We start from the raw sequence: 16,706 nt of genomic DNA on the forward strand, positions 1-16,706 counted from the left end.
TTCTGAATCCAATAATAAAAAAGCACAGTTACATGATGATAGCCGTAATGACCAAGATCGCTGTCGGGTACGCACTATTATTGGAAAGGGAAGGACGAGCTTTCGGAGGTTCTCCTCTGGCAGGTGGCTGCCCCTCAGGGAGCGCCGCAATCGAGCCGAAGCAGGCTGTCAGATTCCTGTGCAACGGTATGTCTCGGGGTATGAAGCTCTGTTTAAAGAGGCGCTACCTCGTAACACTAAGGCGGATTTGTGCGCCATCGGGTAAACCGTCGATTTCCTCAGCAAGGTAGCCTGAAACTGCCACCAGCTCATGAAGTGAGATGATCGCCAGATTACTCTCCTCGTACTTCCCACCCAACACGGCAGGGATTTTCAGACAGTACTTGTACCCAGGACGAAGCAGGCCGAGTTTATCCCTTGCCTGGTTGACCAACGCCTCCATGTACCAATCATGCAAAAACTCCTGACTCTGAGCGAGTGCGTCAAACTCCGCGCGATCATTGGCAACACGATTGCAGCAAAGATCTTCGGGACACAGGCGCCAGTAACTACCTGCTGCATCTTTGATGATGAGGTTGCCAAAATCGTTATCCCCAATAACTACTGCAGGTTTGAGCCCAACCCAGCCCCATGCTTTTTCGATTTCTTCAATCAATTCCATGGGTGCTTCACTGTCCTTGAATATCCAATGCGACGGTTAGTCCGCTTCTAATCAATTGCCGCTAAGCCTCACACCACACTCGCCCGATGCAGGCTGCTCATATGCCCAACACCCGCCGCCTGCAAACGGCTCACCAGATCCTCCCGCGCCGCTCGCCCGCCGGAACGCACATACTCCAGCTCCGCCGCCGTAATCAATACCACCGGCACCAATCTGACCGGAGACAAGGGCATGTCATCCAGTTGGGTAGGAAAATCCGGTGCCGGCGCGCCGAGCAGAACGCCGGTGGAGTCGTCATCGGTCACGAAGAGCTTGGGCAGTTGATCGCTCATGTGATGCGATTGGCTGAGCCCGGGCAGCTCAAGGGATAGCGTCCCGTATTGGTCGAGTTGGTGGGTGATGCCGCCAGCGTCGGCCACCGTTTTGGCGACGTGCTCCAGCAGCTCGAAGGCCCAGCTGCCTTTGAAAGGATCGACCTCCCCCACGGGGCCATAGGCGTGCTCGGGGATATCCGCGGTTTCGACGAACAATTCCATCTCGAAGCCGTTGCCCATGCCTTCCGTATCATCGAACGGATCGGACAGGCCTTCAGTGGCGAGAATGATCGTGTCGCCACGGCGAACCACACGGTAGGCCTGGCGGGTCGAAGGCCAGTACGGGCCGCCGGAAAAAGTCGGGCTGATCAGGTAGGCAAGGACATCCCGCTCGACCGTGCCGACAGCGCTCCAATGACGATCCAGGCACGCTGCACCGGCTTCTCGAACGGCCAGATTGGCCGCTTCAGCCTCGGTCAGGTCGCCAAGCTCGTGGGGTTGCGGCGCGGGCTGGTCGTCTTGGGTTTCAGGGGTTTTCGATGAACCGAAGAGCTTCTTGAAGAAATTCATGGGCGTTCCTTGCTGGATGTTCGCTCAGCCTCACCCGTGACAGCGCTCGCTGATCCGATGGCAGGCGTTGGGCGCATTGTGGCGTGTTGGCGTTGATATGAAAACGCGGGCAGGCACTTGCGAGCAGTTTCGACGAAAGGCGTGACAATCAGGCTATACACCGTCAGGTAACGCTGGTGGTCCTGTTCTCCGGTGCCGAAACGCAAGTGCTCAGGCTGCGAGTTGGTGACATAGAGCGTGCCGAACATCCAGTCCCACAGCGACAGGTTGACGCCGAAATTGCGGTTGAAATGACGCGGTGCATCGCTGTGGTGAATCTGGTGCTGGGCCGGACTGTTCAGCACATGTTCCAGCACCGGGCCAAAGGACAGCCAGACATGGGTGTGACGCAAGTTGGCCGCCAGGCTATTGAAGATGAACACCAGGTACGTCACGCCGAACAATGTGTAGCGGCTGATCTCACCACCACAGGCGTACCAGAAGCCACCCGCGAAGAGGCCCATGCAGGCGGTGATGCCGAGCTTCTCGACGATCTTTTCCAAAAAATGCATCCGACTGGCCGTAGCCGGCACCAGCACTGGCGCCGAGTGATGAACCTTGTGAAACGCCCAGAGCCAGCGTGAATGAAACGCCCGGTGCGCCCAGTAGTGGACGAAGTCCTTCACCAGGAACACCCCCAGCCCATAAAGCAACGCGAGCGAAAAATTCTCGCCGAGGCGCGGACGCGCGCCCCAGAGGTTGCTGAAAAAAGCCGAGTAATCTCCGGAGCGCAGGATGTACGGATCGACCAGATGAACAATGGGCAACACCAAGGCAATCTTGAGAATCGCCCGGACGAAGTAGTAGCGATAGTCCAGCAACGCCGAACGATGCAGGTAAACCCCACGACCACCGATGAATTGCCAGAACGAACGAGCGTCAGTCAGGCCACGGTGTTTTCTGAAACGGAACAGGCCATAGGCGACACCGTAGGAGGCGCAGAGAAACAGGACGCCGAACCGACCGTTCAAGTTGAAAATGTCGAGGAACTGCTGGGTGATGGGGGAGATTACCCATGCGCCCAGGTGTTGATAGACAAGGGAAAACGCATCCACGAAAGGCCGGTCTCTGTCGAAGGAGCGGCATTGTAAATCAGTCGCGTTGGGCTGGGCTTGGGTTTTCAAGCATTTTCTGGGGGTAGCCGCTCAAAAGAATCTAAGGTCGACCCGATCTAACGCGACGCATGTGGATGAGTGCGGTTCTACGATTATCTGGAGAAACTCGCTCTTCGACAGCGAAGGGCAAAAAGCCCAGCTTTGGATAAAGCAGCAAGCCTGCCGTGTTTTCATTGAAACACGATACCTGCACCTCAGTGGCGTCATAGCGGTCGAACGCCAGGGCCGTCATCGTTTCCACGAGAAAACTGGCAACACCTTTACCTCGAGCCTCTTGGGCAACGATGACATTACCGATACAGCAAACCCCACCTGTTTCAGCCCGATAGAAGTTAGCAAAACCAATGACACGGTTCCCTGCCTCGATGACCGTCGAATCGAATCGTCGAGCGATAGCTTCAGACAACTGAGCCTCAGTCAGAGGGTATTGAGCTTTCGGGAACATATAGAACAGTTCCCGAGCGTCCTGCGCAAAGCTACAGAGGGTCTTGATGTCATCAGCCATCACTGGCCTGCTTTGCAATATCATTGGGCGTCCTTGAGATCTATGCACTTAGTGCCCTGGCTCACCAGATTTTGCTCAAACATCTGTCGGGGCGCCAGGACCGGACCGATTCCAAAAGGATGAATATGACATTGACGGTCGAACGTTTGGTCAGGATAGCAATGACCAATCCAATCAACGCGCAGATCACCTCGCGCTTGCCTTCACTCGGGTTGAATCAATGCATACTTACGGCTGGCTGCCTGTTCCAAGCCGTCTGGAATCATCAGTCGCAACGGCCACCCGCTTGGGGCGTGAAGGATTACGATGTTTTTTACTTCGACCCTGACCTGTCTTGGGAAGCCGAGAATGAAGTCATCAACGCCGCCCAGCGTCTCTTTCAGGACCTGGACGTCAACATCGAGGTCAAGAACCAGGCCCGCGTCCACCTTTGGTACGGTCAGCGGTTTGGCAAACCTTATCCTCAGCTTCAGTCGGCCAAGGATGGCATTGATCGTTACTTGATTGCGGGAACGTGTATTGGGTTGGATGTTGAAACCGGTGACGTCTATGCGCCCTATGGCCTGGACGACATAGAGCAAGGTGTTCTTCGTATCAATCCAAAGAACCCCCAGCCAGATCTGTTCGGTGAGAAGGCGAAGAGTTATCAAGCTCGCTGGCAGTGGCTCCGAATCATGGATGACCTTCACTGATCCGACTCACTCCAGGAGCGAAGCCGACTTGAGCAAATCGTAAAGTCCTTCAGGCACCAGCGGTGATAGGGCGGTGAAACTGGCACTGGAGCACCACGTTGCTCTGAACGATGCACCGTCGCTTTCAAAGCCTTCCAACCAGGTTTTTTCGTAGAGATCAGCGTCGTCGAACCTTGCGTCATAGACCTGGACGATCTCGTGCCCAGGCTTGCCGGCGTAGGTAAAAATGCTTTCCAAAGTGCCAATCAGCCGAAGGTCACTGATCGAGGCACCCAGTTCTTCTTGCACTTCTCGGACAATGGCATCGTGGCTCCTCTCGCCGAATTCAATACCACCACCAACGGGACGAAAAAACATCTGCTGTTTGTTGGCGTCGTAAAACTGGTTGACCAGTATTTTTCCATGATGATGAAAGATACAAAGAGCTAGGGGGCGAATGCGTTGCTCCGACATGAATAAAACTTCCTTTTGATTTAATGATTCACAACGTCCTGCAAATCCCAGTATCAGGGTTAGAACACCCGACTCAGCCTTGACTCATCGTCCCCGAAAAACTCACCTCCACCGGCCCGATAAGAAAGACCGCCCCCACGCCATCCCATTGCACGGTCACACACCCGCCATCACATTCAACCTCGACGGTGCTGTCCAACAACCCACGACGAATCCCATTAACAACCGCACCGCACGAACAGGACCCCGAACCCAGCGCAATACCCGCCCCGCGTTCCCAGATGCGCAACCGAATATGCGTGCGATCAATGATCTGGACGAAATGCACATTGGTCTTGAGCGGGAACAGCGCGTTGGTTTCGATGGCCGGGCCGATGGTCGCGATATCAACGCTAGCCAGGTCATCGACAAAATAAGTGCAGTGGGGATTTCCCATGCTGCACGCGGCTGGACTGCCGGCAAGTGGCAAGGCGGAGGTGTCCAGTTCTTGCGCCAAAGGAATGTCCGACCAGCCGAAAAGCGGCGCGCCCATATCGACGGAAATGTCGCCGGTTGGGGTACGTTCGCACGTGAGCAGACCACGGTTAGTGCGCAGCACCAGCGAAGTAATATTGGCTTCGCGCATGAGCAGGTCCGCCGCCCCCCGCGTCGCGCTGCCGCAAACATCCAGCGCAGAGCCATCGGCGTTCCAGAACATCACGCGCGCATCGGCATCGTCGCAATCGAGCAACACCGCGAGTTGGTTGAAGCCTACGCCCCGGTTACGGTCACCCATTCGCTGGGCCATGGCACCCGTCACCGGGCTGGCTGCATTGCGCGAATCGACAATAACGAAGTCATCGCCATTGGCATGCATCTTATGAAAGCTCAGTGGCATGCAAACGCTCTGCTGGCGATGGAAATGGAATGAACGTAATGAAAATTGCAGGTCGCTTGAACGTTCCGGGCATACAACATGGTTCGATTGAGTGACGGTTGCATGGGTTCTTCCTTGATCATTGTGGGTGTTGCGCCTGCTCATATGCCTTGGTCATGACCTCCCAGGTCTTGGCGTCGGCAGGAATCAGATGCTCGATACGCAATGAGCTCATCGTGATGTCGAGCGGCATGCCGAAGGTGGTGAACGTTGACATGAACTTCAGCTCCCCATGGAGAGACTCGACTCGCGTCAGTAACAGCGGAGGCAGCTCGTTAACCAGCGCCGCAGAGCTGTATGGGGCCGGCAGGCTCTTCAGAATCTCAGCCAACGCGGGATTACTCAAGGCTTCCCGAGATGCCCGTTGCCAGGCCACTAATCTTATTTCCTCGGCGTTACTCAAATGATCGCCCAAGCCACCGGGTTGCAGCAGTGTCACCAAGAGGTTGAGCCCATCGGCTGCATCCCTGGCAAGACCCACCAGATCGAACAGAACACCCGCGCTGGTGTTGGCTGCAAGGATGTCCCATTGGGCACCCAGAACAATCGCCGGAGCGGGGTTATTGGCGTGAAGTACATGATTAATGGCATCACGTACCACTTCCATTGACGAAGACGTGAGCGGCGTCGTTTCGTAGCGAGGGGCATAGCCACTGGCAATGAAGATGTCGTTGCATCGCTCCAAAGGTACATCCAGGGCAGTCAACAAGTTATGCAGCGTGCCGGGGCTTGGTTTGGCGCGCCCCGTCTCGATGCAACTGAGGTGACGCTGAGAGATACCTGTGATCAGTGCGCAGTCCAGCTGACTCAGTCCGGCCTGTTGGCGCAAGTGACGCAGTTGTTCACCGGCTGAGGTTGCTGGCGTTGTTCGAGAAAAAGGTCGACTGGTCATCCGTTGACTCTGGCATTGCGGGGGAGCGGCGTCGATGACCTCTGAGGTCATTGAAACCATGACGGTCAAATCACTAGCCTACCTCCACTGATCAATGAACTTGTCCAAGGAGGCAACGTGAAGAAACCTTACATCGCACTTGTCACGCTGCTGTTTTTTTCCGTGTACACGGCGAGTACTTTGTTTCTCGCCGAGCAATCGCTCCTGGCGTTCGGCATCAGGCTCATGTCTAGCCCGGACACCACGCAGGTAGTCATTGATCTCTATTTGCTCGCTTGCATGGCGTGCATCTGGATGTACCGGGACACCCGTGCGAAAGGCAGGTCGCTCACATCGCTGCTGCCTTACCTCGTGATCACGGCCATCTTCGTATCAATCGGTCCACTGTTGTACATCGTCGTTAACGGATTTGGACGTCAATCGCCGGTGACAGGTACTCATGATTACCCACCGTCTTAAGCAATGCACCACAGCGGCCCCATCATGCGCATGCCTCCAGGCGCTCTAGCACTTCAAACCGCTCGATCATAACCGCACAGGACAACTACCGCTCAAGGCCAATCAACGAGCACCGCTTTCGGATCCCCCTGACGCATCTGGGCCAGTTCAGCATCCGCCTTGGCTTGCGTCGCGTGGCAGAACTCGAAGGCGTTCTGTTTCTTGCCGGTCGGCCCCTTGGCCTCGGCCATGCACACAACAGCGCCCGGTGCGCAAATGGCACTGTTGAGTTTGAAATCACCCCAAACGCCGGGCTGTTCCTGCTTCACCTTGGCGATGTAGCTCTTGAGCGACGGTTGCATGTCGCTCGCGGCCCCGGCGATCAATTTGACCGGGCTGACGCTAGCGCCGTACGTATGCTGGGTGGACAGCACGGCGGTGCAGTACATTGCAGCGGCCGGGATCATCGCCGTGGCACCGTTCGCCATCACCGTCGGGGTCACCGAGACTTGAGTCCCGCCAGGCCCCACCAGAACCGGAACGATGCTGAACGCGTTGTTTCGCCAGACTTTCAGGTTGACCCGCGAGCCGATTGGCGCTTTTGCAACGGCCACCCTGAAATCGATTGAGTCGGCAATAAGCCCGTTGTCCACCGCCACGATCACGTCTTGAGACAAGATCCCGGCCTGTTGCGCACCGCTCCCCGGAACAGTCGCCAAAACCACAACCCCAGCGGGGGGAAGTGACAGGGCCATGGCCCGCTTCGGATCGATGGTGTCGATGTTGGCGCCGATCCGACCGCGAGGCAAATTGGCTGGCTGGCAACTTTTTTCAAGCCATACCTGGCTGGCCGCTTCTTTTCGAGCCGTGGCGACCTGCTTCATGATCGGCTCAGCGCTCGCCTGGTACATCGGCACCTCGCTGAGGGACATTTCGATGTACTCACAGGATTTGGAGCGATACCGGTCTGGCGTTTCCCGGGTCACCAGTTTTTGCAGGTCAATGGGAGGCAGGCCTTGGGGCGCAGCGATGGTGGAGGTCGCGGGAGAGACACTGGCGGAGTCCGCTGTCGCGACCGAGGAAACCACGTAGGCGCCGGCCGCCAGGCCTACGGCACTGGTCATTACGCTGGTGTCGACTCCACCCGGCATGGGAAGGAGCATCGCACCGACTACCGCAGCCTCACCGAGACCGCCATCAGAGGCACAGCCAGCCAAGGCAGTGAATGACAGCGCAACGGCGAGCCTGGTGCTTGATTTGAAGGCAGGAGCAGACATTTCGCTTCTCAGTGATGGATTCGAATGGATCGTGCCGCATCATGGCAAAGTGCCTTTAAGTTGTATATCGAATGCATGTTTGCCCGAATGCCGCTCGTCTCAATCACCACGCCAGCGAAGCGCCTGGTTGCGGTTGGACAGGATGATGGCCAAATAGTACCTTGCCTGGACCCACCTGAACGCCCCGATCTCAGAGAAGCCCATGTCAACAAAATGCCTTGCCGCAATACTGGTGCTCTCCCCTCTCCTGGCGTCTTGCGTCAACCCCATGTACAGCGCCGCCGAGCGAGCCGAAACAGCGGAATACCTGCGCAAGGTCAGAGACCCGGCGACCTACTACGCCATGGATTGTGAGACGTTCCTGGCCACCAAACGGGGCTGGGAAAAATACCCCAACATGGCGGCCGACCCCGTCAACCTGGTGATCCAACAGGTCGCCACACAACGCGACTGTTCAGCCAGCGGCGCTCCTGTGCCCAGCGCGGCTGCAGTGCAACCGACGCCCGTGACGCCAGCGGCAATGCCCGCACCGGTGTCCAATCAGTCAGGAGCCTTGGGCCTGCACATCACCCCTGTTACACCGACGGTGGCTCGGCAATTCGGCTTAACCGGCGTCAGCGGTGTATTGGTCGTAGGGCCAGTGCCAGGAAGTGGCGCGGAAAAAGCAGGCATATTGGCCGGCGATATCGTTTTGCAAATTGCCGGGACCCTGGTCAATAGCCCGGCCGAGCTGACAGCTGTCGCCAACCGTATTCGACCTGGTTTCACCGCGCCACTGAAGGTATGGCGCAATCGGACCCCCATCGACGCGCTGGTGGAAATAGGCGAATCATCGGGCTTGGCACCCTCGGTAGCGACTGCGCCTCCGGCGGCTGCCGCACCGACGCTCCCCTTGGCTGCTCCCGTTACATCGCCAGCAAGCAACAGCGCGACCAATACTTCGTTCTGTTTTGCCCTGTTCGAGGCCAGACAAGTCCAGGGGCTGAGCGACTATCCATCAAGAGGCCTGATCACCCCCGTCTGGCAAGGCCCGGCATTGAGCGGTACGCCGGCTCGGCTCGCCATGCCAGAGTTCCAGGCATTCACTCGGGCCCAAGGCTACGACGTAAAAATGCAACCGATGTTCTGCCAGCCAATCGGTGCCAGCGAACAGTGCCAGGCGCTGGGGTCGGAGAGCTTCATGCTGACCGACCGCAGCTTTACCGCGATGGTCAATTGCACTGAAACCTTGCAGGGCGTGGAAACAACGCGTGGTCTACTGCTCAAACAGTGGCCTTATCTACAGACCACGGCGTGGCGTCCTTTGGCGGGTAAATAATGGCTATCTCTCAAGCCAATCTTCCCGCGTCATTTCCCAGACTTCCTTAAGCAACGTCCCACAAACGAAGTCCCCCTGCTGCGTCGCAATCATGCGCATGCCTTCATGTTCCGAAACTTTACGTGAAGCCTGGTTGCCCACTGCCTTGGGCACCTGCATGACGGGGCGCCCCAGGGTTTCAAACCAATAGGTGTTGATCGCCTCGCACGCTTCGCGCATGTAGCCTTTCCCCTGCCACTGCGGCGACAACCAGAAACCCCGGTTGTTGCCAGGCTGGTCGTAGAGGCTGATGCTGCCGATGCTCTGTATCGGCTCTTCGGCAATACGGATCATCCAGTGCCACTCGCGTCCGGCTGCCATAGCGGGGAGCGCATGGTCGCGCACGTAGGCCAGCGCGCCGTCATCCGGGTAAGGCCAGGGTACGCGGCTGTCCAGGTAACGGACCACTTCCCAATGGGGAAATAGCTGTTGGATCGCCGGTGCATCTGTCAGCTCAAGGGGGGTTAGGATGAGGCGGCGGGTTTGGAACGTGGGGATGGGGCTCATGCTGAAACTCCTTTTTCAACGTTATGGCGTCCTTGGAAAACCCTCCACGCTAAAAGTTATCCGTCATCCTGCACAGCTTGCTGTCCTCCAAGGATAAAGGGGGAAGCTCAGTCGTTTTCACGGACAGTTGCTTGAGAGTCACCGTGCACTTGTATCGCCCCGCGGCGTCCAGTTGGTAGTCCGCCCCTGCTTTAGGGACAAAGCGGAACATGTTGTAGCATTGAGCACCGATGTAATGAAACGCGATGGGCTGCCCGGCAGGCACCAGCAACTCAGTCATCACCGTGGAAGATGAGTGTTTATCGTCATCTGGCATGCCCAGGCTTTCGCCATTGCGATTGGCGTAACCATCGCGGAACGCCACCATGACCCCGGCGCCCGGCAGGCGGAAGTCCACGCAATCGGACTTGGGTACAGCCCTGACCATGCCATCGCTGATCACCCGCAAGCGCGCTGTCTCACCACCGTCTGGCGTTGAATAGGGCGTGGAGAAAGAGCGGACATCCGACAGCGCTCCACAGCCGGTGAGCAGGGTCAGTAAGGTGAAGTTCCAGGTCTGTCGCAGGACGCGGGACGTAATGCGCGGGCGAATGTCAGTTCGGGAGTTGAGGGGGCGTGGCGATTGGCTCACGATGATGCTCCATGCGGGTCAGATATCCATGGCCAACGACGGTCGAGATGAACGCGATGCCAGCGCGAGATTTTATAGAGGGTTCGGGGATTGGCTGCAATGGCCGATGTATCAGGGCGCGTGTCATCCTGAACTTCCGTGAATCGACAACCAACCCCGCCCCTTGATCAGCAGATGATTGCCCTACCCCTTATCCGGTTCTTTGGCTGTCTTTCTGCGGCCGTTCGAAGTCACCACGTTGTATTCACTGGCACCGGCCTCTTCAACTGAATATGCGACCGGAGAGCCCTCGTGCAAAACGTAATGAGCTGAAGTGTTACTAACGGAAAGAGGGACAGTTTCGATATGAGCCGTCACCTTTGCTGAGGCCGCGGTCAAGAAAGCACTCGGCTCCATCGCAAACTGCAGAAGCTGCAGACGGATAGCACCATCAACTTTTCTAAGCTCCTAGAGTGCCTTCGGATCCCATTCGACATCGTAATCAACGCCCATTGACGATATCAGCCTCAGCCTCGCCAATAAGCTCGTCAAAAGACACCCGAACAGGTGTTTCGTTGGCCTCGATGCGTGCCTTGACCACTTGCGCCAATTCCAGTTCTTCCAAGCGATCAACCATCGCCTCGTAGACACTAGCCGGGACCATGTAGCCCATGACCCGGTTATGGTTCAACACCGCCACCGGCGCGCCGTTGGCGCCGTTAAGGACGGATGATGGGTTTTTTTTGAGTTCGGATACGCTGACGGCCACATCAGCCAAAACGATTTGCATGGAGGCGGCTCCCGCTTAAATAGGTCGTTATTTTGGTCTTTATTGACTGATCGAGCAAGCACAGCCATCGCACACCTGAGACCTACCTGCCGCCCCCTAGCTCAACAGAGCACATCCATCAATTTGACCGCAACGCCGCAACTCTTGCGCCTCACCCCGTCACACCACCCTGCGGCACCTTCCCAGCAAAACTATCCACCAGACTCGCCACCACCATCTCCCCCATCCGCGTGCGGGTCTGCAACGTCGCGCTCGCGCGGTGGGGTTGCAGCACCACCTGTTCATTGCCAAACAATGCCTCAGGCACATGCGGCTCATCGACAAACACATCCAGCGCCGCACCGGCGATTTCACCAGCGGTCAGCGCCGCGACCAGGTCGGCCTCGTTGACCAGTTTGCCCCGGGCCACATTGATCAGATACCCACCCTGGCCCAAGGCGCGCAGCACCTCGGCATCGATGATGGCTTCAGCCTTGTCTGCGGCGGCCGCGAGGATCAGGGCATCGCTGTCGCGGGCCAGTTGCTTGAGGTCGGCGACGAAGGTGTGGTTCACGTCGCTCATGGGTTGCAGGTCGGTGTAGCTGATCGGGCAACCGAACGCGGCGGCGCGGGTTGCCACGGCGCGGCCGACCCGGCCCATGCCAACGATGCCGATGCGCATGCCGGACACCTGCCGGGCCAATGGCAGCGGGGCCAGTGGCGTCGGGCTCTGGGGCCATTGGCCGGAGCGCACGTAACGGTCACCGGTGCACAGCCCGCGACACACCGCAATCAATAGGCCAATCGCCAGGTCGGCGACATCCTCGGTCAGCGCGCCGATGGTGGCCGTCACACGGATTCCGCGATCCCTGGCGTAGGCCAGGTCCACGGCATCGGTGCCTACGCCGTTGACTGCCACCACTTCCAGCTTGGGCAGTTGGGCCATGAGCGCCTGGCTGATGCCGGTATGCCCGCCAGTGATCACACCGCGAATATTGGCACCGTGTTCTTGCAGATAGGCTTGTTTGTCGGCCTGCTCGAAATAGCGCCGCATCGTGAACAGCTCGTTGAGCCGGGCGTTGATTTCAGGGATCAGGATCGGGCTGAGTTGCAAGACTTCTGGCTTCATGTAGACCTCGTAACAGAATAAAAAAGACTGGCTCAACCGCGACCGGCAAACGGCATGGCCGTGGCCATGACGGTCATGTTCAGGACGTTGGCCGACAACGGCAGGCCGGCGATGTAGCGCACCGCATCGGCGACGTGCTTGACGTCCACCATCGGCTCCACCGCGATGCTGCCGTTGGCCTGGCGTACGCCCTTGGTCATGCGCACGGACATTTCAGTGAGGGCGTTGCCGATGTCGATCTGGCTGCAGGCGATGTTGTATTCACGTCCGTCCAGGGCCAGGGATTTGGTCAGCCCCAGCACCGCGTGTTTACTGGCGGTGTAGGCGCTGCTGAGCGGTCGTGGGGTGTGGGCCGAGATCGATCCGTTGTTGATGATGCGTCCACCCTGGGGCTGCTGCCGGCGCATCAGGCCGAAGGCACCACGGGCGCAAAGGAAAACGCCGTTGAGATTGGTGTCGATCACGTTTCGCCACTGCTCGAACGTCAGCTCATCCAACGGCACGGCGGGCGCGTTGACCCCGGCGTTGTTGAACACCACGTCCAGGCGTCCATAGACCTCGGCGATGGTTGCAAACAACCCATCGACACTGACCGGATCGCGCACATCGGTGGGCACCGCCAAAGCTTCGCGACCCTGGCTGGCCGCCAACTCGGCCAATGCCTGCAAGGGCTCTGGCCGGCGACCGGCCAACACCAGTGTGTAGCCGTCCTCCATCAGGCCCAGGGCCACCGCACGACCAATCCCGCTGCCGGCGCCAGTCACCAAAGCCACTTTCAATGTGTTGGACATGTGGGTTCTCCTTTCTCGAATTCAGTAAGACAAACGCGGACCGACGCGCATTTCCAATTCGCCAATGCCATCGATGCCGGCCGTGATGACATCACCCGGCTGCAATACATCGACGCCTGCCGGACTGCCAGTCATGATCAGGTCGCCGGCCCGCAGCGCCACCGATTGGGAGATGCGGGCGATCACTTCACTGACCGACCAGATCTGGCTGTCGAGGCTGTCGCGCTGGCGCTCCTCGCCGTTCACGTTCAGCCACAACTCGCCATCGGGGTGCCCCGCCCGGGAGACCGGGACGATGGCGGTCATTGGCGCGGCGCCGTCGAACACCTTGGCGCCCTCCCACGGCAAACCGTTGCGCTTGGCCATGCGCTGGACATCACGCCGGGTCAGATCCAGACCCGCCGCGTAACCCCACACATAAGCCAACGCCTGGCTCTCAGGGATGTTGGCGCCGCCCTCACCGATGGCCACGACCAATTCGATTTCGTGGGCAAACTCCTCGGTTACCGATGGAAACGTCACCTCACCCGCCGCTTCCACCACGCAGCTGGCTGGCTTCATGAAGAACACCGGTGGCACTCGGGATTCACCCTGGGTATCAGGCCAGGGATAGTTGCGACCCACGCAAAAGACCCGGCCAACGGGAAAACGCTGCGGGGTGCCGACAATAGGCAAGGTCACTGGCAGGTCCGGGGTAAAGACATACTCGGGCATGTTCATCCTGATAAAAGTCCTGTTGGAAGGGTCAGCGTACGGCGGCAATCCCTGGCGAAGTTGGAGGAATACCGCCTCGTGTTGGAGAAAAACGGTTTTTTCCGCGTTCAGCGCACCTTGAGTTCAATGCGATACAAACGGCCAAGCAGCAACGAATAGGACAAGGTGCCGATCAGCGCCACGCCGCCGATGAACCAGAAGGCCAAGGCGAATGAGCCGGTCTTGTGGACGATTGCGCCAATCACGATGGGGGTGACAATCCCGCCGATGTTGGCCGCCAGGCTGGTGATCCCACCGGTCAGCCCGATCAGTTCCTTGGGCGCCACTTCCGACACCGCCGCCCACGAGGATGAAGCGATGCCCTGGGCGAAAAAAGCAATCGTCAGCACGGCGATGCAGAACACGTTCGAGTCGGTGAAATTCACCAGGACGATGGACATGCCCAGCATCGACCCGACCACCAACGGCAACTTGCGGGCGAAGGACAGCGAGTAGCCACGGCGGATCAGCAGGTCGGACACGATCCCGGCGAGCAGGATGCCCACCGTCGCGCCCACGAACGGCAGCACGGCGAAGATCCCGGCCTTGATCATGGTCAGTTGACGCTCTTCGATCAGGTACGTGGGGAACCAGGTGAGAAAGAAGTACAGCGCCGACGTGCTGGCGAACTTGCCGATGCAAATCGCCCAGACCTGCCGATAGCTGAACAGCTCGGCGATCTGCCGCCAGTTGAAGCGGGTGCGCTCCTGGCTGCTCTTGACCAGCCCTCCCCCGGCTTCGATGTACTTGAGTTCTTCCTTGCTGACTTTCTTGCAGTTCATCGGGTCGCGATACAAGAACAGCCAGGCCACACCGAAGACGATGCCGAGTGCGCCGGTGCTGTAGAACACATGGCGCCAGTCATAGGTGGTGGCCAGCCAAAGCAGCGCTCCGGTAAACAGCGCCGTGCCCAAGTACTGGCCGCAGACATAAATGCTACTGGCCAGGCCCCGCTCCCGCGCCGGGAACCACACCGTGACCGCCCGGCTGTTGGCCGGAAACGCCGGCGCTTCCATAGCGCCGACGGCCAGGCGCAGACCGAACAGCGAAGCGAAGCCCGTGGCCAAGCCCTGGCACACGGTGACGGTCGACCAACTGATCAGCGACACCCCGTAGGTGAACCGGGAACCGAAGCGATCGGCGATGAAGCCGGCCGGCACCAGTGCGATCGCGTAGGTCCAGGCAAACGCGGAAAAAATCAGGCCCATCTCGATCTTGTCCAGGCCCAGGTCCTTGGCGAGGAACGGCGCGGCAATCGAGATATTCACCCGGTCGATGTAGTTGATGATCGTCGCGATCAACAGCAACGACAGCATGAACCAACGCCGCCGCGACGGCAGACGCTCTGGCACTGCGGCGTCCCGGGCGCCGGCAACCACCGGTGCGGCGGCGGTCTGGGAGGTGTGGGAATTCGACATGAGTGGACCTCGTTATTGTTAGAAGCGTCGAAATGTTTACGAGCAGCCGAAATCAATGCCCTCGATGCCGGGGCAGAACAATCGCTACTGGAATGAGAGGTACGAACAGCCGGTGTCAGGTGTTCGAAGAGGCCTTGCAACAGGATCTGTTGCAGGAGCGGTCGGGAGGGTCAGCGTGAAGCAGGAACAGGTTCATGATGTGCGCACCTTTTGATTGTTTTTGGATGGAGGGTCGGGTTGCGTGGCTCAACAGTGGTCGTACAACAACTCAAAATCAACTGAGCTGTTAGATCATTTTCCCCGTTTAAAACCGCGTCCAAGGAACCTGTCCAAAAAAATCAGATTGGTGAATTTTTTATCATTCCTGCTACAACAAACTTAACTATTTGTTTTTAAAAGATAAATTAACAATCTAAAACTTATCGTTTTTGGACAAGCGCCCTCCATTTTCGAGAGGCAGAAAATTAACGCCAATAGCTTTGTCATCGTATGACTTCTTGAAAATCATCCAGATGCACCGTCACAATCGTCATCACCGTCATGCACCGCAAAGGATTCCCAGGAGATGTCATCACCGAGCCGAGTCCCCACCTACGTCATGCAGCAACGCAGCGAATTGACGGATTTCTACATCCGCGACAAAAAGGGCCGGCGCGCCGAAACCAGCCCGCACCGCCACGAGTACTTCCAGATCCAGATCAACCTTGGCGGCGACACCGTGCAACACATTGGCAACGTCGAACGTCCGTTTCCGCGCAACACCCTGGCCTTCATCCTGCCCCACCGCGTGCACGTGATTCCGCACCCGGCCGAGAGCAACTTCATGGTGATCAATTTTTCCCAGACGTTCCTGCTGCCGCATTTGCAGTGCGACCCGATGGACCTGGAAGAGGTCTCGATTCTGCTGGCGCCGGAACTGTCGCCGTTCCGTTTCCAGGAACACTTGGACTTCATTCTGGGGGATGAGGATTTCGCCAAAGCCTGCGCGCTGATCGAGCAGATGCGTGGCCTGGACCAGAACCGTCAGTTCGGCACCCGCGAGATGCTCAAAGGCTTGTTGCTGCAACTGATCGGCAGCGTCTGCGCCTTGTACGCCGAGCCGCTCAAGCGCTTGGCCGAAGAGAACGCCGCCGAAGTCAGCCGACGCGATGCGCTGGGCCGGATGTCCGAGTACCTGCGCAAGAACATCGCCGATCCTGACCTCAACCTGATCAAAGTGGCCGCGGCGACTTACTTGTCGCCGACGTACCTGACCCACTGGCTGCGCAAGGAAATCGGCAAGACCTTCACCGAACTGGTGCTCGAACGCCGGATGCATGCGGCGCGCAATTACTTGCTCAATGGCACCCGCCCCGTAGGCGAAGTGGCGAGGTTGTGCGGGTTTGCCGACGAGGCATATTTTTCCAGGCGGTTTCGCCAGATACATGGGCAGCCGCCGGGGCAGTTCAGGCGGCAGCAGTTGAATCCGGACAGTCCGCAGTTGCCGTTGAACACATAAGC

Annotated in this window: 19 protein-coding genes; 4 read left to right on the forward strand and 15 right to left on the reverse strand. The window is 58.2% G+C overall.

Translation table 11 applies throughout. The annotated features are described in order from the left end of the window. Window positions 1-223 precede the first annotated feature (223 nt). From QMK47_RS20340 to QMK47_RS20355, 4 genes are all read right to left on the reverse strand, one after another. Window positions 224-661 (reverse strand): T6SS immunity protein Tdi1 domain-containing protein, encoded by a 438-nt coding sequence (locus tag QMK47_RS20340; RefSeq protein WP_320389242.1) that lies wholly within the window; start codon window positions 659-661, stop codon window positions 224-226. Between the two features lie 68 nt (window positions 662-729). After that, window positions 730-1,545, reverse strand: a complete 816-nt coding sequence (locus QMK47_RS20345; RefSeq protein ID WP_320389243.1) for a suppressor of fused domain protein — start codon at window positions 1,543-1,545, stop codon at window positions 730-732. Beyond that, a complete protein-coding gene (locus tag QMK47_RS20350) occupies window positions 1,542-2,639 on the reverse strand; it encodes a sterol desaturase family protein (protein WP_320389244.1) in 1,098 nt (365 codons plus the stop codon). The genes QMK47_RS20345 and QMK47_RS20350 overlap by 4 nt, the downstream gene beginning before the upstream one ends. A gap of 100 nt (window positions 2,640-2,739) precedes the next feature. Next, the gene (locus QMK47_RS20355; RefSeq protein WP_258688943.1) at window positions 2,740-3,228 is read right to left on the reverse strand and encodes a GNAT family N-acetyltransferase; all 489 of its coding nucleotides are present in this window, start codon (window positions 3,226-3,228) and stop codon (window positions 2,740-2,742) included. A 101-nt stretch (window positions 3,229-3,329) separates the two neighbouring features. Here QMK47_RS20355 and QMK47_RS20360 point away from each other — a divergent pair, with 101 nt between their 5' ends. Then, window positions 3,330-3,896, forward strand: coding sequence for a nucleotidyltransferase family protein (locus QMK47_RS20360; RefSeq protein WP_258688944.1), 567 nt, complete (start codon window positions 3,330-3,332; stop codon window positions 3,894-3,896). Window positions 3,897-3,902: 6 nt separating this feature from the next. Here QMK47_RS20360 and QMK47_RS20365 read toward each other — a convergent pair whose 3' ends face one another. The 3 genes from QMK47_RS20365 to QMK47_RS20375 all read right to left on the reverse strand — a co-directional run bounded on the left by QMK47_RS20365 (window position 3,903) and on the right by QMK47_RS20375 (window position 6,157). Then, entirely contained in the window at window positions 3,903-4,349 is a 447-nt protein-coding gene (locus QMK47_RS20365) for an NUDIX hydrolase (RefSeq protein WP_258688945.1), read from the reverse strand. Window positions 4,350-4,422: 73 nt separating this feature from the next. Then, window positions 4,423-5,226, reverse strand: a complete 804-nt coding sequence (gene dapF, locus QMK47_RS20370) for a diaminopimelate epimerase (protein ID WP_258691259.1) — start codon at window positions 5,224-5,226, stop codon at window positions 4,423-4,425. A 118-nt stretch (window positions 5,227-5,344) separates the two neighbouring features. Beyond that, the gene (locus QMK47_RS20375) at window positions 5,345-6,157 is read right to left on the reverse strand and encodes a helix-turn-helix domain-containing protein (RefSeq protein ID WP_258688946.1); all 813 of its coding nucleotides are present in this window, start codon (window positions 6,155-6,157) and stop codon (window positions 5,345-5,347) included. 117 nt (window positions 6,158-6,274) lie between these two features. Between QMK47_RS20375 and QMK47_RS20380 the strand changes: the two genes are divergently transcribed. Next, the gene (locus tag QMK47_RS20380; RefSeq protein WP_258688947.1) at window positions 6,275-6,616 is read left to right on the forward strand and encodes a DUF2834 domain-containing protein; all 342 of its coding nucleotides are present in this window, start codon (window positions 6,275-6,277) and stop codon (window positions 6,614-6,616) included. Between the two features lie 92 nt (window positions 6,617-6,708). Here the strand turns inward: QMK47_RS20380 and QMK47_RS20385 are convergent, their stop codons facing one another. Then, window positions 6,709-7,719, reverse strand: coding sequence for a PDZ domain-containing protein (locus QMK47_RS20385; protein ID WP_258688948.1), 1,011 nt, complete (start codon window positions 7,717-7,719; stop codon window positions 6,709-6,711). Between the two features lie 355 nt (window positions 7,720-8,074). Here QMK47_RS20385 and QMK47_RS20390 point away from each other — a divergent pair, with 355 nt between their 5' ends. Further along, entirely contained in the window at window positions 8,075-9,190 is a 1,116-nt protein-coding gene (locus tag QMK47_RS20390) for a S1C family serine protease (protein WP_258688949.1), read from the forward strand. A gap of 3 nt (window positions 9,191-9,193) precedes the next feature. On the opposite strand, the gene QMK47_RS20395 is transcribed toward QMK47_RS20390, so the two are convergent. The 7 genes from QMK47_RS20395 to QMK47_RS20425 form a co-directional block, all read right to left on the reverse strand. After that, complete coding sequence (locus QMK47_RS20395; RefSeq protein ID WP_258688950.1) at window positions 9,194-9,736, reverse strand: GNAT family N-acetyltransferase; 543 nt, start codon at window positions 9,734-9,736, stop codon at window positions 9,194-9,196. A gap of 49 nt (window positions 9,737-9,785) precedes the next feature. Beyond that, a complete protein-coding gene (locus tag QMK47_RS20400; RefSeq protein ID WP_258688951.1) occupies window positions 9,786-10,367 on the reverse strand; it encodes a hypothetical protein in 582 nt (193 codons plus the stop codon). A 481-nt stretch (window positions 10,368-10,848) separates the two neighbouring features. Beyond that, a complete protein-coding gene (locus tag QMK47_RS20405) occupies window positions 10,849-11,136 on the reverse strand; it encodes a type II toxin-antitoxin system Phd/YefM family antitoxin (protein WP_053189602.1) in 288 nt (95 codons plus the stop codon). 151 nt (window positions 11,137-11,287) lie between these two features. Further along, entirely contained in the window at window positions 11,288-12,244 is a 957-nt protein-coding gene (locus tag QMK47_RS20410) for a 2-hydroxyacid dehydrogenase (RefSeq protein ID WP_253476763.1), read from the reverse strand. Between the two features lie 32 nt (window positions 12,245-12,276). Continuing rightward, complete coding sequence (locus QMK47_RS20415; RefSeq protein ID WP_214509753.1) at window positions 12,277-13,035, reverse strand: SDR family oxidoreductase; 759 nt, start codon at window positions 13,033-13,035, stop codon at window positions 12,277-12,279. A gap of 21 nt (window positions 13,036-13,056) precedes the next feature. Beyond that, window positions 13,057-13,755, reverse strand: a complete 699-nt coding sequence (locus QMK47_RS20420) for a fumarylacetoacetate hydrolase family protein (RefSeq protein ID WP_320389245.1) — start codon at window positions 13,753-13,755, stop codon at window positions 13,057-13,059. A gap of 101 nt (window positions 13,756-13,856) precedes the next feature. Then, a complete protein-coding gene (locus QMK47_RS20425) occupies window positions 13,857-15,206 on the reverse strand; it encodes an MFS transporter (protein ID WP_320389246.1) in 1,350 nt (449 codons plus the stop codon). 565 nt (window positions 15,207-15,771) lie between these two features. Between QMK47_RS20425 and QMK47_RS20430 the strand changes: the two genes are divergently transcribed. Next, window positions 15,772-16,704 (forward strand): helix-turn-helix transcriptional regulator, encoded by a 933-nt coding sequence (locus QMK47_RS20430; protein ID WP_027911477.1) that lies wholly within the window; start codon window positions 15,772-15,774, stop codon window positions 16,702-16,704. Window positions 16,705-16,706: the final 2 nt, after the last annotated feature.

Source organism: Pseudomonas sp. P9_35 (assembly GCF_034008205.1).
GTDB lineage: Bacteria > Pseudomonadota > Gammaproteobacteria > Pseudomonadales > Pseudomonadaceae > Aquipseudomonas > Aquipseudomonas kilonensis.

What these genes read in the sequence shown, in the direction of transcription:
- QMK47_RS20340 (WP_320389242.1), bottom strand. Translation starts at nt 661, where the DNA reads ATGGAATTGATTGAAGAAATCGAAAAAGCATGGGGCTGGGTTGGGCTC.
- QMK47_RS20355 (WP_258688943.1), bottom strand. Translation starts at nt 3,228, where the DNA reads ATGATATTGCAAAGCAGGCCAGTGATGGCTGATGACATCAAGACCCTC.
- QMK47_RS20410 (WP_253476763.1), bottom strand. Translation starts at nt 12,244, where the DNA reads ATGAAGCCAGAAGTCTTGCAACTCAGCCCGATCCTGATCCCTGAAATC.
- QMK47_RS20425 (WP_320389246.1), bottom strand. Translation starts at nt 15,206, where the DNA reads ATGTCGAATTCCCACACCTCCCAGACCGCCGCCGCACCGGTGGTTGCC.
- QMK47_RS20345 (WP_320389243.1), bottom strand. Translation starts at nt 1,545, where the DNA reads ATGAATTTCTTCAAGAAGCTCTTCGGTTCATCGAAAACCCCTGAAACC.
- QMK47_RS20375 (WP_258688946.1), bottom strand. Translation starts at nt 6,157, where the DNA reads ATGACCAGTCGACCTTTTTCTCGAACAACGCCAGCAACCTCAGCCGGT.
- QMK47_RS20390 (WP_258688949.1), top strand. Translation starts at nt 8,075, where the DNA reads ATGTCAACAAAATGCCTTGCCGCAATACTGGTGCTCTCCCCTCTCCTG.
- QMK47_RS20430 (WP_027911477.1), top strand. Translation starts at nt 15,772, where the DNA reads ATGTCATCACCGAGCCGAGTCCCCACCTACGTCATGCAGCAACGCAGC.
- QMK47_RS20395 (WP_258688950.1), bottom strand. Translation starts at nt 9,736, where the DNA reads ATGAGCCCCATCCCCACGTTCCAAACCCGCCGCCTCATCCTAACCCCC.
- QMK47_RS20385 (WP_258688948.1), bottom strand. Translation starts at nt 7,719, where the DNA reads ATGACCAGTGCCGTAGGCCTGGCGGCCGGCGCCTACGTGGTTTCCTCG.
- QMK47_RS20415 (WP_214509753.1), bottom strand. Translation starts at nt 13,035, where the DNA reads ATGTCCAACACATTGAAAGTGGCTTTGGTGACTGGCGCCGGCAGCGGG.
- dapF (WP_258691259.1), bottom strand. Translation starts at nt 5,226, where the DNA reads ATGCCACTGAGCTTTCATAAGATGCATGCCAATGGCGATGACTTCGTT.
- QMK47_RS20360 (WP_258688944.1), top strand. Translation starts at nt 3,330, where the DNA reads ATGACATTGACGGTCGAACGTTTGGTCAGGATAGCAATGACCAATCCA.
- QMK47_RS20405 (WP_053189602.1), bottom strand. Translation starts at nt 11,136, where the DNA reads ATGCAAATCGTTTTGGCTGATGTGGCCGTCAGCGTATCCGAACTCAAA.
- QMK47_RS20365 (WP_258688945.1), bottom strand. Translation starts at nt 4,349, where the DNA reads ATGTCGGAGCAACGCATTCGCCCCCTAGCTCTTTGTATCTTTCATCAT.
- QMK47_RS20420 (WP_320389245.1), bottom strand. Translation starts at nt 13,755, where the DNA reads ATGAACATGCCCGAGTATGTCTTTACCCCGGACCTGCCAGTGACCTTG.